This window comes from Ruegeria sp. ABM4_193 (genome assembly GCF_056158705.1).
Genome location: NZ_JBSWTT010000003.1, coordinates 93,293 through 107,278 on the forward strand (window position 1 = coordinate 93,293; position 13,986 = coordinate 107,278).

The window sequence follows — 13,986 nt, forward strand, 5'->3', positions numbered from 1 at the left end:
ACCCGGACGACACACTTTTTGCGAAGCGCTTTAAGCGCGGCAAATCGTGCCGTCTTTGGGATATGCGGATTTGCTTAGACAATCTTGGCTGAGTGCCAGACGTTTTTGACCGTCATGTAATTCTCAAGCCCTTCGGTTCCGCCCTCACGACCGGACCCGCTGGACTTGACCCCTCCGAAGGGTGTTTCCGGCATCGATGCTTCAAGAGTGTTAATCGACAGGTTGCCAACCTCAACCTCATCGACAAGTCGGTCGATGTAGTCTGCCCTGTTGGTATAGGCGTATCCGGCCAGACCATAGGGAACAGAATTTGCCTGTTCGATTGCTTCGTCCAACGACGACACAGGGTTGATGACGGCCACCGGACCAAATGGTTCTTCCTGCATGATCCGCGCAGTCTCAGGAACGTTCAACAAAACCGTAGGTTGGAAGAAATAACCCTGGTTTCCCAAAGGCGCACCTCCTGTAGCGACAATCGCGCCTTTGGCGCGCGCGTCTTCAACCAATTCACTCAGCGCGGGCACGCGGCGATCGTTGGCAAGCGGTCCCATCTCGACCTCAGCATCCAAACCGTCACCAACAACGGTGTCAGCGGCTCGCTGCACAAAATCATGGGCATAGGTCTCGAAAATGCTTTGATGCACAAAGAAGCGAGTGGGCGAGGTACAGACCTGCCCCGCGTTGCGCATCTTGCGCACCGCGCCAGAGATAGCTGCAGCTTGTACGTCCGTGTCTTCGCACACAATGACCGGTGCATGCCCGCCCAACTCCATCAGAACGCGTGTGTCACTTTGCGCTGCCAGAGCAGTCAGGTGTCGCCCAACAGTTGTAGATCCGGTAAATGCCACAAGGCGCACAGGGTCCTGAGGGATCAGATGCCCGGAAATTTCCGCCGGTTCCCCAAATACCAAATTCAGAACACCCGGCGGTAACCCGGCATCTTCAAACGCCTTGGCGATATGTAAGGCCCCTGCGGGGGTTTCTTCTGCGGCTTTCAAAATCACCGAACACCCCGAAGCCAATGCACCGGCAATTTTCCGGGCCGGTTGGCTCATGGGAAAATTCCACGGTGAAAACGCGGCGACAACGCCAATTGGCTGGTGATGTACGGCGAATTTGTGACCCCAGGCCGCCGGAATGATCCGCCCATAGGTTCGCATGGCCTCGCCCGCGTCCCATTCAAAAAACTCGGCCCCACGGATCACTTCAAGCCGGGCTTGCTTGAAGGGTTTGCCATGTTCCAGGGTCATTGAATGCGCAATCATGTCGATACGTTCGCGCATCAGGGCCGCAGCACGCAGGATTGTATCCGCGCGTTCGCGAGGAGACGTGCGGCTCCAGACGCGGAATCCCTTGACGGCAGCTTCCAGCGCATCGTCCAGGTCCTTGACCGACGCGCAGGGCAGCCGTCCAAGCTCTTCTTCGGTCGCCGGGTTAATCACCGGGATGTCACGTCCGGTCTTTCGCCACGCGCCATCTATGAACAGTTTAAGCTCTGGATACATGAAGCTGACACCTTTTCTTGCCTCGTTTTCAAATCGCGCGACGCCTCGTATTACATCAAGTGAATTGAACAAATACGGGTATCACTTTGGTGAATAGCTGATCGGTTTACCCTGCGCCGCCCTGTGCAATGCTGTCTTAAAGGCACGGCCGGCGGGCGACAGATCATCGTCTGCTCGGAAAGACACACCAATCGGTCCCTGCCCGAACGGAACCGCCCAGGCTAGCTGGGCAAGGTGCCCGTTTTCGATATCCTGCGCGACGACTTCTGCGGGCATAAGGCCGATCAAGTCGCGTGATTGCAACAGCGCACGGTTCGTCAGATATGACACCGACTCGATCATAACTGGCGGCACATATTGCTGCTGGCCAACAAAGAAATGATCGACCTGACGCCGCAACGTGGTCTCTTGCGGGGGAAGTATCCAGCCGAATGGTTTGGTTTGGGCAAATGTCACGTCGTCCCAAGCGGCCAGCGGGTGCTGCGGACCGACAATGGCCAATATTCGATCCTCAAACAGTTTTTCCTGCCGGATCTTGTCGCGATGCCGATGCGAGGGCAGACGGCCCACAACCATGTCGATCTCTCCTGAAAGCAGCCGGGGCATAAGGACCTCGTTGGTGCCTTCGCTGATCTTGACCGCCACATTCGGGCGGTCTTTCAGCAGCAGTTCAATGGCCGCAGGCAAAAGACTGGTCGACGCTGCAAGCAACGTGCCAACCACAACGCGACCCGAATTCCCTTCGTTTAAGTCATCAAGTTCCTGCGCAGCGTTCGAAACCTGGGCAAAGATCAGCTTCCCATGACGGATCAGGGTCTCTCCGAAAACAGTTGGGACCACCCCACGATTGGTGCGCGTGAACAGTTTAACCTCGAAGTCCAGCTCAAGATCCTGAATCATCTTGGTGGCAGCGGGTTGAGAGATTCCCAACTCGCGCGCAGCATTCTGGATGTTTCCATGCGCACCCACCGCGACCAGCAGACGCAGTTGGCGCAGCTTCAGCCGGGTCAACGCACGATCCACGATGCGGGAATGACGCCCAACCATGGCTAGAGAACAATCGGTTTGCAAAGCTGATCCAGCTTGGACAGCACGCTCATCGCCGCAAGCGCCGAGCTTCGCGGATTGTCGGGCAGAGCTGTGCCACTGATCCGAAACTGAAAGGTGCCAAAGTCGCCTTCGGCCTCGACCTCGTGAATGTTCTTCTGAATTGTCGGATCGGCGATCAACCGAACTTGTGTTTTGTCAAATCCAACACCCGCCAATGCAACGGCAGCTGCGACATTGGCATTCTTGGGATAGGCCAACGCTGCTTCTCGGGCAGGACCCTGAAAATGCGTTTCGGCCTTGCTGATATTGCCCAAATCAAGAGATTGCTCAGCAAGCGACCCTTTCCACCCCGCAGGTGGTTTGCGCCCCACATAGGTAACGGACTTAAGCGGACCAACTGCAGCAGCGCTAAGGCAGTCCAACCCTCCAATAGCGCCACTAGCCAAATGCAAGCGGCCCCCACCTTGTCGCGCGGCCCTGTCCAACCGGTCGGCAACCTGCTGATCCGCCAGCGCCCCGACTGAGACACTGATTATATCGGTACCCCGTGCCAGAATGTCTGGCCCCAAACCGGCCAAAGCCTCGTGCCCTGCGCAGTCAAGAACCATATCAACCCCATCCGGCAGATCCTCAACCGAGCCGACTGACAGGGGCGATTTTGAATCGACACGATGCGGCCTGACCATAATGGCCGCCAACTCGTGCCCATGTTCTGACAAGGCGTGCTGTACATATTGCGCTATTGCGCCGGTTCCGATGACTGCAATTTTCATGCCTGAACCCTAGACCAGCACTGAAAAAATCTGAATTGGTAAGTTTGTGATATAAATAATTCCGATAGCCATTTCCCTGAAATTGCTCTGGATCGACTGTCGCGTTGTGCTTTTCATAAGCTCAAAGCCACTGGGACTGCGCAAAAAATGAAATACTCAAAACACGACGCCAAAGCCTACGCTCGCGAAAACATGACGGGGATCTGGGCCGCGGCGTTGAATCCATTCAACGAAGACCTGACGCTGGACGAGGATGGACTGCGCGCCAACATTCGCCATTGGATCGGCGATCTGGACATTCAGGGCCTGTTCATTGCCGGAAAACAAGGCGAGTTCTTTTCGATGAGCCTTGAGGAACGCAAGCGGAACTTCGAAATTGCCGTCGAAGAATGCGCGGGCAAGGCCGGCGTGATTGTCTCGGTCTCAGATCAGAACATGAATACGGCGTTGGAGCTGGCGCATCACGCGCAGAATTGCGGAGCGGACTACATCGTGCTGCACGCGCCAGTTCTGAGCTTTGTGCAGGATCGCGGTGAGGTTTTGTATCAGTATTACAAACGCTTTTGTGACGAACTGGATATTGGCATCGCCATGTGGAGCCACCCTGACAGCGGTTATCTGATGCAGCCTGAAGAATGCGCGCGCATAGCGGACTTGCCGAATATCGTGGCCATCAAATACTCGGTCCCACGCGAGATGTATGTGAAACTGACACATATGGTCGGAGACAAGATCCATGTCTCGACCTCGGCCGAGCATGAATGGCTGGACAATATCCTGGAACTCGACTGGAAGCTCTATCTCTGTTCCTCCCCGCCTTATCAGCTGCAAAGCAAGGTCGATCAGCGGATGAACGAATACACGCAACTGGCCTTTGCCGGAAAGGCGGATGAAGCGCGACGTGTGTTTGACAGCCTGAACCCTGTTCGGGATGCCATGAAACGCGCGCGTCCGGCGGGCAAGCCCACCGCATTTGGAAAACATTGGCAGGAGTTACTGGGTCAGGTCGGTGGCCATGTGCGTCCACCGATGCTGGAACTAACCGAGGCTGAAAAGACGATCATTCGCAAAGCCTTCGACGAATGCGGCCTGCGCGTCTAAAACGGTTACGCGCTGAGCTTTATAAAGAAATCTGATAGCTAGATGCTGATAATTTCTTTGCTGTTATGGAAAAACGCGCCAAACTTTCGGGGATAGGGATTGGGACATGTCAAAACTGAAAGCATTCAACTTCAAAGCCTGGATCGACGAACACCGCCATCTGCTCAAGCCACCTGTAGGCAACCGACAGGTCTGGGAAGATGCCGATCTGATGGTCACGGTTGTTGGTGGGCCGAACAAGCGGACCGATTATCATGACGATCCTGTGGAAGAGTTTTTCTATCAGCTGGAAGGCGACATGGTTCTGAAAATCTTTGACGGCGAGGAATTCTATGACGTTCCGATCCGCGAAGGTGAAGTGTTCCTGCTGCCACCGCATGTGCGCCATTCTCCGCAACGCCCACAGGAAGGCTCGATTGGGCTTGTGATCGAACCAAAACGCCAGACGGGTGAGCTGGATGCCATCGAATGGTACTGCTTCGAATGCGGATCACTGGTGCATCGTGCGGAAATGCAGCTAAAGTCCATCGTTGATGACCTGCCTCCGGTTTATCAGAAGTTCTATACCTCGGAAGAAGATCGTACTTGCCCGAACTGTCAGGCTGTGCATCCAGGCAAAGAACCGCCCGAGGGCTGGGTTACATTGTGAAATAAGATCAAAACAGGGGAAGTCATGAAACATATCGCAAAAATTGCCGCCTCTGCGGCTGTGCTGGCAATGTCATCCGTCGCCGCTCAGGCCGAAGAGTTCCGGTTGGGCCTGATCACGCCGCCACCGCATATCTGGACCAAAGCCGCCGATGCGTTTGGGGCTGAATTGAATGAGGCCAGTGGTGGCGCGCATTCAGTGTCGGTTTTCCCCGCGCGCCAGCTGGGGAACGAAGCTGAAATGTTGCAGCAATTGCAAACCGGTGCTTTAGACATGGCTTTCATGACGGTGGCCGAGGTTTCTAACCGCGCGCCCGAGTTAGGGGCATTTTACGCTCCCTATCTGGCAGATGACATTGGTCACGCGGGTCGCATCCTGCGATCCGACACGGCTAAATCCATGCTGGAACCGCTGCCGGGACAAGTCGGCGTCGTGGGCTTGGGATATGGTATGGCCGGGCTGCGCCAGATCGTCAGCCGCGGCGATGTTTCATCCGCCGAAGATCTGTCAGGCCTCAAGCTGCGGATCACGCCATTCACGCCTATCCTCGACTTCTACAACGCAGTAGGTGCCGCGCCTACACCAATGCCCTTGCCAGCGGTCTATGATGCGCTGGCCAACGGCCAGGTCGACGCCATCGACATGGATGCCGAGCTGATCTGGGTTCTGAAGTATTATGAACACGCTGACACCATCGTGCAGTCGGATCATATGATGTTCCCGATGGTTGGTCTGGTATCGGCCAAGGTCTGGGCGAGTTTGTCCGAAGAAGACCGAGCGATGATTTCTGAACTGATGGCCAAACATGTCGACAGCACCATCGACGCCTATGTCGAAAACGATTCTAAATGGCTGGAGCAGATCGAAGGCACGGGCAAAGCCTACAAAAAGGTTGACGCTGCGTTCTTTGGCGACGCGATTGAAGAGTGGAACGGGATCTGGTCCGAGAAGACCTCCTCCCTTGACGCTTTGCGGCAGACTGCGGCAGAAACAAAATAACGCAAACGGCATGACGAAAAGGGCGCAGGTCGAACCTGCGCCCTTTCTTACGGGAGAACAGCGATGTTGTATCGGCTGTCGGCTGGCTTGGCGCGGGTCGAATTGTGGTGCGCTGCCTTTCTGGCGGTCTGCATAACCGTTCTGATTTTGCTGAATGTCGTTACACGTACAGCGGGCAACGCGCTGTTCTGGGTCGATGAACTGGCAATTTATGCCATGGTTTGGATGACGTTTTTGGGGGCATCTGCAGCGTTGCATCATCGCAGTTCGGTGTCGATTTCCATTCTCTCCGACAATGTGCCGGATCACGCTAAACGGGTAATCCGCAAGACGGTCGATGTGGTTGTGTTTGCCTTCTCCGTTGCGATGCTGTGGTTCTGTTGGCGCTGGTTTCTGCCGCTGGACATCGCGCGCAGCGGCTTTGACACCCTCGCTTTTCAGGGTCAGACCTTCAATTTCATCTATGCCGAGCCGACACTGACCCTGGGCCTGCCAAAATACCTGTTCTGGCTTGTCATGTGGCTGTTTGCGCTTGGTGCAACTTTGCATTCCACCATGCACTTGCTGCACGCTCCGGCGAAGGGATCGCACCCATGAGTCCCATCGTCTTTCTGGCCACCCTTCTTCTGTCTGTTCCTGTGGCGATCGTACTGGCCATCACGGCCATCTGGTACATTTGGGAAAGCGGAAACACGGTCCTTTACGACAGCTTCGCGCAGAAAATGTTCGGGGGCCTTGAGAACTATGGCCTTCTGGCTATTCCGCTGTTCATGCTGACCGGCGAGCTTATGAATGAGGGCGGCATGACCCGACGCCTTGTCGCGCTGGCGCGGGTATTTGTTGGCGGATTTCGTGGCGGGTTGGCTTATATCAACCTGCTGGCCAATATGTTCATGGCGGCGATCATTGGCTCTGCCACAGCGCAGATCGCGGTGATGTCGCGCGCCATGGTCCCTGCGATGGATGAAGAAGGCTATGACAAAGGCTTTGCCGCCGCGACCACAGCCGCTGGTGGCCTATTGGCCCCGGTCATTCCGCCATCGATGATGTTTGTGATCTTTGGTGTGCTGGCCCAGATCCCCATAGGTGATATGTTCATTGCGGGTATTTTGCCGGGCTTAATTCTGGCTGGTGCTTTCGCGCTGGTCATCACTTTGATCGGTTGGAAGCAACAGTTTCCCAAAGGCCGCTGGATGACGCGGGCCGAGGCTTTCAGGTCCCTGATCAGCGCAGCTCCGGCCCTGCTGATCCCGCTTTCGATCATCGGCGGCATCCTGTTCGGGATCGCCACCCCGACCGAGTCCGCCGCGGTTGCCTCCTTGATCGCCTTTCTTGTGGGCTGGCTGGTTTATGGCGACCTGAAGCCGCAAAACCTGGCCGAGATGTTCAAACGCACCGCTGCTAATGCCTCGATGATCCTGTTCATGATTGCGGCCGCCAGTGTGTTTGGTTGGGTCATCATCTACGAAGAGATACCGCAGCATCTGGCCGGGTTGATCACATCCGTCACCTCGAACCCCTTTGTATTTCTGCTGATTGTAAATCTGGCTTTGTTGCTGGTTGGAATGGTGATTGATGGCATTGCAGCGATTATCCTGATCACGCCTATCCTGCTGCCCATTGCAACCGGGTCCTATGACATCAGCCCGTATCAATTCGGCATCGTCGCCTGCCTGAACCTTGTGCTTGGTTTGCTGACCCCGCCTGTGGGGATCGGATTGTACATCGCCTCATCCATGAGTGGCACAACACCCGGTTCGATCCTCAGATCGCTGTGGCCTTTCCTGATCGCGGTGGCGTTGGTTCTGCTTTTGCTCAGCTATTTCCCCAGCCTGTCGACGGTGTTGATCTAAGGTTGATCCCAAAAGCCCACCAACCCAAGCAAATTGACAGGAAACATCCTGTCCTCGCACCACGCTCTTGACCCGCCCTGTCCTGTCGTTCTTGATGAGATCAAATACTCTTGTCGGCTCGCAAGCCGAGCTTAAGGGTTAAACGAAAAAGCGGAGAGCGTGGCACCGCATCGACGATGTCACGCGCAAGGTCAAATGGCTGATATTGCAAACTGGCTGAGCGAACATGGCTTGTCCAAATATGCAGATGCCTTTGCCAGGCATGAGATCGAGTTGGGTGATCTCTCGGAACTCAGCGATGATGACCTTGTAACCATTGGCCTGCCCCTTGGGCCAAGACGCCGTTTCCTGAAAGCTGTTCGCCAAGGTGCTCAAGGTCGATCCGGCACAGAGGCCAATATCATTGCTGAACGCAGACAGCTGACAGTGATGTTTATTGACCTCGTGGGCTCTACACCGCTGTCGCAACAGCTAGACCCCGAAGATCTGGCCGAAGTTCTGAGATTGTTCAAAGAAACTTGCGCAGCAGCCGTTGCAGCCTATGACGGCCACATCGCCAGCTATTATGGCGATGGCATCATGGTGTTTTTTGGATTTCCGCACGCGCACGAAGATGATCCCGAACGTGCCATACACGCAGGTCTTCGAATTATTCGCGAAATCCCTGCCTTGCGAACGCATGCCCAGCTTCAGGTGCGGATCGGCATCGCAACCGGATTGGTCGTTGTGGGCGATTTGCGTGGCGAAAAGATGTTCGAGGATGGCACGGCAATGGGGGAAACTCCCAACCTTGCCGCGCGGCTGCAGTCCATGGCGGATCCGGGCACGCTTATTGTCGCGCCGACAACCCACGAACTTGCGGGTGACACGTTTGAATATGTGCGTCGTGGGACGTTTCAGCTGAAAGGCTTCGCCAAGGAAGTCGAAGCTTGGCAAGTCACCGGAACGCGCCAAACCCTAAGTCGGTTCATAGCGTCCGGTGACATCGCGATGAACTCTCTTGTTGGCAGAACGCTAGAGTTCAAAACGCTGCACAGCAAATGGGATTTGGCCCGCCAGGGGCATGGTCAGGTGGCGTTGGTGTCAGGCGAGGCGGGTATCGGTAAATCGCGTCTGATTGAAGAGCTGAGCCGAACGATCCCCGAAGCCTCTTTCCGGCAAATCCGTTTCCAATGCTCACCTTACCATGATGCAAGTGCGTTGTATCCCGTTATTCGCCAACTTGAGTCCGCCGCAGGGTTACGAGCGGACGACAGCGCGACCCAGAAATTGGACAAGCTAAAACGCGTTTTGGGCACACAGTCCGAAAGTGCGTTGAAATTGGCCGCGTCGCTTCTGTCAGTTCCGTTTGAGCATCAGTTGGGCCCGCTAGATCTGACCCCTGAGCAGGTCATGAAACAGACCCTGGATATGCTGGTGGACCATCTGGTCACAATGTCCCGAAAGGCCCCGATTTTGGTGCTTTTTGAAGACGCGCATTGGGTCGACCCGACGACAAAGACGCTGCTGGACCTTTTTGTCGATCAGATCGGTGACGCATCAGTTCTTATGGTGATGAGTTTTCGCACAGGTTTTGACCCGGATTGGTCATTTACCTCAAATCTCACTCATATTGATTTGAAGCAGTTGGGCTTTGCAGAGATCAAGGAGATTGTAGACGAAGTCGCCTTCGGCACAACCGTTCCAAATGCAGCCTATGACCTGATCGCGGCGCGCTCGAATGGGGTTCCGCTTTATGTTGAAGAAGTCACCAAGGATCTGCTGGAAGCCAGTTTCCGGCCAGATAGCACGGATGACTATGTGCCTGACCAAACCTCAGCGTCGTCATCAGTCCCGAAAACTCTTCATGACGCCTTAATGGCCCGACTTGATCGATTGAGCTCGGCCAAGGAGGTCGCCCAGATCGGAGCGGTCATTGGCCCGCAATTCTCGTATCCATTAATCGCGCAGGTTTCGCGTTTTGATGAAACGGCCTTGCGGGCAGGTCTGGATTTGTTGGTGGACGCAGGGATCATGACGCTGTCGGGAACAGAATACGAAGAAACCTTTAGTTATCGGCACGCGCTGATCCGCGACACAGCGTACAATAGCCTTTTAAAGCGAGAGCGCCGAACGCTGCACGCCCGCGTGGTTGAAACACTGAACGAGGCGGAACACCAAGACACCGCTGTTGGACCTGAAATTCTGGCCCATCACTACACGATGGCGGAAATGCCAGAACAGGCGATCGATCACTGGTATCTGGCGGGTCAACGCTCTGTGGAACGATCAGCGGGGGTGGAAGCTGTGACACAGCTGGGCAGAGCTATCTCTTTACTGGAAAAGCTGGATGAATCCGTTGACAGGGATCGCAAAGAAACGCGGATACAAATTTTGCAGGCTGGCGTTCTTCGTTCAACCGCAGGCATAGCGGCGGATGAAACAGGGGCGGCTTACGCACGAATTCGCGACCTGTGCAACCGGCTAGGTGAAACCGAGCAGCTGTTTCCCGTACTAAACGGCCTTTACGCGTATCACCTTGTAAGGGGCGAGTACAATTTGGCCAGAGACACGGCTTCACAATTGCTGGACCTGGCACAGCTGACCAAGGAAACGCACCATATCATGATCGCCCATCGGGCCATGGGTGCGGTCTTGCTGCACATCGGGGATTTGGAACCGGCCTGCGATCACCTGAAACAGGCGCTGGAGTTATATGAACCGGAACAACACGGCCGCCTTGCTTATGTGTATGGCACCGATCACGCAGCCATCACATCGTGTTTTCTGAGCATCGCAGTCTGGATGCGCGGCGAACCGGATCGCGCGCTCGAGATTCAACAGCAAGCGGTTTCGGCAGCGCAAGAGTTGAACCATGCGCACAGCCTGGCGCAGTCTTTGACCTATCTTTGCATGCTGCACCTGCTCCGGCGCGAGCCTGAACAGGTTTATGATGTTGTGGCGCGGCTGGAAGCTCTGGCCATAAAGCACGCTTTTCCGTTCATGACGTTGACGGCAAATGTCTGGCGCAGCTGGGCGGATGCGTTGCTTCATCCGGACCAGAAAACTTTCGGCGCATTCCGCAACGCTGCCGAAGCGTGGTGGGCCAGTGGGGCGGGAAATTACAAACCCCTGTTCCTGACTGCATTGGCCGAGGTCTCATTGAACGCAGAGGATGTAAAAACAGCGCAAGATCTTCTGGGCGAGGCACGCATGCAGCAAGATTTGACCAACGAAGGGTGGGCGCAGGCTGAAACTGACCGAGTCGAGGCAATGGTGCAGTCTTCGGATCAACCTGCCGACGCCCTTTTTGCGCGCGCTCTGAAAACAGCGCGCGAACAGCAAGCCAGAATGTTGGAACTGCGAACTGCGGTGGAGTATTTGCGGACCTGCGAGCGCTGCGATTTTGCACCACAGTTTCCACCAGACGTGGACGGCATTCTAAGCACGATCACGGGGGGGGCACAGAACCGAGATATCGCAGACGCTTTGGCCGTGCTCGAACATGCGAAAACGTCGTAAGTGTATTTTCAAGCTGGAGGGTAAGTGGACCAGTTCAAAGTCTTCCAGGCTGAATTTTTACCGTTCAATTTGTCTATACGTGCCTTCGACTTACGAGTCTCCGAGGTTATCTCTCGCTCGGGTCGCTTTCCGCATAATCGCGCAAAACGTCAATATCCGCGATATCGGCATGATTTCTGTTAATCTTGACACCGACAGACTTCAAACGTGAAAACGCGCGGCTCAGGCTTTCGGGTTTCATTCCCAGACGGCCAGCAATCAACATCTTGTCGTAGGGCAGCTCTACTTCGCACGCACCGCTTTCGATTTCACAAAGATTAAGCAGGAACTCTGCAACGCGCTGCGCGCCCGTTTGCGCCTTGAGCTGCTCGAGCTGCGCAACAAGTGAATGCAGGTGTGTAAAGGTAGACGCCAGGATCGATACACCTATTTCCGCGTCTTCCCGCATCAGCGCCAACAGTACGGGGCTGGGAATGTGCATCACTTCGCAAGGTGACACTGCTTCGGCCGAGACTGGGTACGGTACATCCCGAAGGGCCACGGCCTCACCAAAACTATCGCCGCGCGTGAAAACACTGACGACCGCTTCCGCACCCGTAGGTGTAACCCGAAACAGCTTGACCCAACCGGCCAGAACGACGTGAACGGCTTTAGCTTCTTCCTCTTGAAGAAAAATCGTCTCGCCCCGGTCATATTTTCGCCAGACGGCCTGACGCAACAAAGTATCGACATGCTGCTCGGGCAAGCTGCGCAATAGCAGTGATTGGCGTGCGATTGCCTTTTGTGCCTCATGCGACATGCAGGCATCCCCCTGTTAGTCCGTTCCGGGCCGACCCCGGGTTATCATCCCTGGGCAAAGCTATGCCAAAGCACGCTTAGTGTTGCCAGCCCTATTCTTGCGCCGAAACTTGACAATTGTCATGTCACGACCAAGTCGACTGCCTTAAATTCAGCTCAAAGCCAGTTATCCGGGGAGTACGTCAGATGGACTTCGAGCGTTTTTTCAGCCAGAGCCTCGACACTTTGAAAGATGAAGGCAATTATCGCGTTTTCATCGATTTGCAACGACGTTGTGGGGCGTTTCCGAATGCGCGGCAGACGGATGGACCGGTTCAGCGGGACGTTCGAATCTGGTGTTCGAACGATTATCTGGGCATGGGTCAGCACCCCTCGGTGATCGCCGCCATGCACGATGCGCTGGAGCGCTGCGGTGCTGGAGCAGGTGGAACCCGCAACATTTCAGGCACCACCCATGACCATGTGGTACTGGAGGCTGAACTGGCTGATCTGCATGGCAAAGAAGCGGCGCTACTGTTTACCTCGGGTTATGTTTCAAATTGGGCCGCGTTGGGGACGCTGGCTGCGAAGATTCCGGGTCTGATAGTTTTCTCTGATGCGTTGAACCATGCCTCGATGATCGAAGGCATCCGCCACTCACGGGCGCAGAAGGTGATCTGGAAACACAACGACCTTGCGGATCTGGAAGCCAAACTGGCCGCTGCTGACCCCAACGCGCCCAAGATGATCGCATTCGAGTCTGTCTATTCGATGGATGGCGACATTGCTCCGATCAAAGAGATTTGCGATCTGGCCGACAAATTCGGCGCAATGACCTATCTGGACGAAGTCCACGCCGTCGGTCTTTACGGCCCACGCGGAGGCGGTATTGCCGAACGTGAAGGGCTTATGGATCGTCTGACAGTTATTGAAGGTACGCTGGGTAAGGCTTTTGGTGTGGTGGGTGGGTATATCGCTGCCTCTGCCGCACTGTGCGATTTCGTGCGCAGCTTTGCCAGCGGGTTCATTTTCACCACCGCGTTGCCCCCATCAATCGCGGCGGGCGCTGCGGCTTCGATTCAGCATCTGAAACAATCGACCACGGAACGTGACTTGCAAAAACAACGGGTAGCACAGGTTCGGGCCCGGCTGGACGCCGAAGGCATTCCGCATTTGCCCAACCCCAGCCACATCATCCCGGTGATGGTTGGCGATCCGGTGAAATGCAAGTTCATCTCGGACACCCTGCTGGAAGAATTCGGCATCTACATCCAACCCATCAACTATCCCACCGTTCCCAAAGGCACCGAGCGGTTGCGGATTACGCCGTCTCCGGTTCATACGGACGAAGATATCGACCACCTGGTCGGTGCGCTGTCAGCCCTATGGCAGCGCTGTCAGATCGCGCGCATGCCAATGGCCGCACAATAGTTCAAAGCACCCCTTTGCTTGAAAAACTGCCGCCCTTCGGGGCGGCACATTTTTGTTCAGAGCAGATAGAGGACGAAGACGATCAGTGCAAAGCCTGTCAGCGCAACGGAAAACCCTCGCAGCCAGGCCGGGCTGGTTGCAAGGTCGAGGTACTGCGCCAGGATGATGCGGCATTTGAGAAGCGCAAGGACCAGAATACCTGCACCAACGATTGTAGGTCCAAGCGGTAACATGGTCAGCAGCGCCGACGTTATGCTGAGCGCCAACAGGTTGAACCACGCGCGTGTAAGTGCGTTCGGGAGCCTCCGGCGGGAGTATTTGTGAAAAGATGAAGACGCGGGCATCTT

Annotated in this window: 12 protein-coding genes; 7 read left to right on the forward strand and 5 right to left on the reverse strand. The window is 55.5% G+C overall.

Annotation, left to right across the window (positions count from 1 at the left end):
* Positions 1 to 74: 74 nt before the first annotated feature.
* The 3 genes from ACXADZ_RS18785 to ACXADZ_RS18795 form a co-directional block, all read right to left on the reverse strand.
* Positions 75 to 1,505, reverse strand: coding sequence for an NAD-dependent succinate-semialdehyde dehydrogenase (locus ACXADZ_RS18785; protein WP_475198812.1), 1,431 nt, complete (start codon positions 1,503 to 1,505; stop codon positions 75 to 77).
* Positions 1,506 to 1,586: 81 nt separating this feature from the next.
* Entirely contained in the window at positions 1,587 to 2,552 is a 966-nt protein-coding gene (locus ACXADZ_RS18790; protein WP_475198813.1) for a LysR substrate-binding domain-containing protein, read from the reverse strand.
* Between the two features lie 2 nt (positions 2,553 to 2,554).
* Complete coding sequence (locus ACXADZ_RS18795; protein WP_171094643.1) at positions 2,555 to 3,328, reverse strand: aspartate dehydrogenase; 774 nt, start codon at positions 3,326 to 3,328, stop codon at positions 2,555 to 2,557.
* A 147-nt stretch (positions 3,329 to 3,475) separates the two neighbouring features.
* Between ACXADZ_RS18795 and ACXADZ_RS18800 the strand changes: the two genes are divergently transcribed.
* The 6 genes from ACXADZ_RS18800 (at position 3,476) to ACXADZ_RS18825 (ending at position 11,431) form a co-directional block, all read left to right on the forward strand.
* A complete protein-coding gene (locus tag ACXADZ_RS18800) occupies positions 3,476 to 4,429 on the forward strand; it encodes a dihydrodipicolinate synthase family protein (protein WP_475198815.1) in 954 nt (317 codons plus the stop codon).
* A gap of 106 nt (positions 4,430 to 4,535) precedes the next feature.
* The gene (locus tag ACXADZ_RS18805; protein WP_475198817.1) at positions 4,536 to 5,078 is read left to right on the forward strand and encodes a 3-hydroxyanthranilate 3,4-dioxygenase; all 543 of its coding nucleotides are present in this window, start codon (positions 4,536 to 4,538) and stop codon (positions 5,076 to 5,078) included.
* 24 nt (positions 5,079 to 5,102) lie between these two features.
* Positions 5,103 to 6,077: a TRAP transporter substrate-binding protein gene (locus ACXADZ_RS18810; protein ID WP_475198818.1), complete on the forward strand. Its 975-nt coding sequence runs from the start codon at positions 5,103 to 5,105 to the stop codon at positions 6,075 to 6,077.
* Between the two features lie 63 nt (positions 6,078 to 6,140).
* Positions 6,141 to 6,674 carry a TRAP transporter small permease gene (locus ACXADZ_RS18815; protein ID WP_475198820.1) on the forward strand — a complete coding sequence of 178 codons (534 nt, stop codon included), beginning with the start codon at positions 6,141 to 6,143 and terminating at the stop codon, positions 6,672 to 6,674.
* Positions 6,671 to 7,930 carry a TRAP transporter large permease gene (locus ACXADZ_RS18820; RefSeq protein ID WP_475198822.1) on the forward strand — a complete coding sequence of 420 codons (1,260 nt, stop codon included), beginning with the start codon at positions 6,671 to 6,673 and terminating at the stop codon, positions 7,928 to 7,930. Before ACXADZ_RS18815 ends, ACXADZ_RS18820 begins: the two co-directional genes overlap by 4 nt.
* A 195-nt stretch (positions 7,931 to 8,125) precedes the next feature.
* The gene (locus tag ACXADZ_RS18825; protein ID WP_475198824.1) at positions 8,126 to 11,431 is read left to right on the forward strand and encodes an ATP-binding protein; all 3,306 of its coding nucleotides are present in this window, start codon (positions 8,126 to 8,128) and stop codon (positions 11,429 to 11,431) included.
* 106 nt (positions 11,432 to 11,537) lie between these two features.
* Here ACXADZ_RS18825 and ACXADZ_RS18830 read toward each other — a convergent pair whose 3' ends face one another.
* A complete protein-coding gene (locus ACXADZ_RS18830; protein ID WP_171094622.1) occupies positions 11,538 to 12,230 on the reverse strand; it encodes a Crp/Fnr family transcriptional regulator in 693 nt (230 codons plus the stop codon).
* A gap of 185 nt (positions 12,231 to 12,415) precedes the next feature.
* On the opposite strand from ACXADZ_RS18830, the gene hemA reads away from it, so the two are divergent.
* Positions 12,416 to 13,639, forward strand: coding sequence for a 5-aminolevulinate synthase (gene hemA / locus ACXADZ_RS18835; RefSeq protein WP_475198826.1), 1,224 nt, complete (start codon positions 12,416 to 12,418; stop codon positions 13,637 to 13,639).
* 56 nt (positions 13,640 to 13,695) lie between these two features.
* On the opposite strand, the gene ACXADZ_RS18840 is transcribed toward hemA, so the two are convergent.
* Entirely contained in the window at positions 13,696 to 13,983 is a 288-nt protein-coding gene (locus ACXADZ_RS18840) for a cytochrome C oxidase subunit IV family protein (protein WP_475198828.1), read from the reverse strand.
* Positions 13,984 to 13,986 lie beyond the last annotated feature (3 nt).

Excerpts from the sequence above, each read along its gene's own strand:
- ACXADZ_RS18785 (WP_475198812.1), bottom strand. The coding sequence starts at position 1,505 with ATGTATCCAGAGCTTAAACTGTTCATAGATGGCGCGTGGCGAAAGACC.
- ACXADZ_RS18790 (WP_475198813.1), bottom strand. The coding sequence starts at position 2,552 with ATGGTTGGGCGTCATTCCCGCATCGTGGATCGTGCGTTGACCCGGCTG.
- ACXADZ_RS18795 (WP_171094643.1), bottom strand. The coding sequence starts at position 3,328 with ATGAAAATTGCAGTCATCGGAACCGGCGCAATAGCGCAATATGTACAG.
- ACXADZ_RS18800 (WP_475198815.1), top strand. The coding sequence starts at position 3,476 with ATGAAATACTCAAAACACGACGCCAAAGCCTACGCTCGCGAAAACATG.
- ACXADZ_RS18805 (WP_475198817.1), top strand. The coding sequence starts at position 4,536 with ATGTCAAAACTGAAAGCATTCAACTTCAAAGCCTGGATCGACGAACAC.
- ACXADZ_RS18810 (WP_475198818.1), top strand. The coding sequence starts at position 5,103 with ATGAAACATATCGCAAAAATTGCCGCCTCTGCGGCTGTGCTGGCAATG.
- ACXADZ_RS18815 (WP_475198820.1), top strand. The coding sequence starts at position 6,141 with ATGTTGTATCGGCTGTCGGCTGGCTTGGCGCGGGTCGAATTGTGGTGC.
- ACXADZ_RS18820 (WP_475198822.1), top strand. The coding sequence starts at position 6,671 with ATGAGTCCCATCGTCTTTCTGGCCACCCTTCTTCTGTCTGTTCCTGTG.
- ACXADZ_RS18825 (WP_475198824.1), top strand. The coding sequence starts at position 8,126 with ATGGCTGATATTGCAAACTGGCTGAGCGAACATGGCTTGTCCAAATAT.
- ACXADZ_RS18830 (WP_171094622.1), bottom strand. The coding sequence starts at position 12,230 with ATGTCGCATGAGGCACAAAAGGCAATCGCACGCCAATCACTGCTATTG.
- hemA (WP_475198826.1), top strand. The coding sequence starts at position 12,416 with ATGGACTTCGAGCGTTTTTTCAGCCAGAGCCTCGACACTTTGAAAGAT.
- ACXADZ_RS18840 (WP_475198828.1), bottom strand. The coding sequence starts at position 13,983 with ATGCCCGCGTCTTCATCTTTTCACAAATACTCCCGCCGGAGGCTCCCG.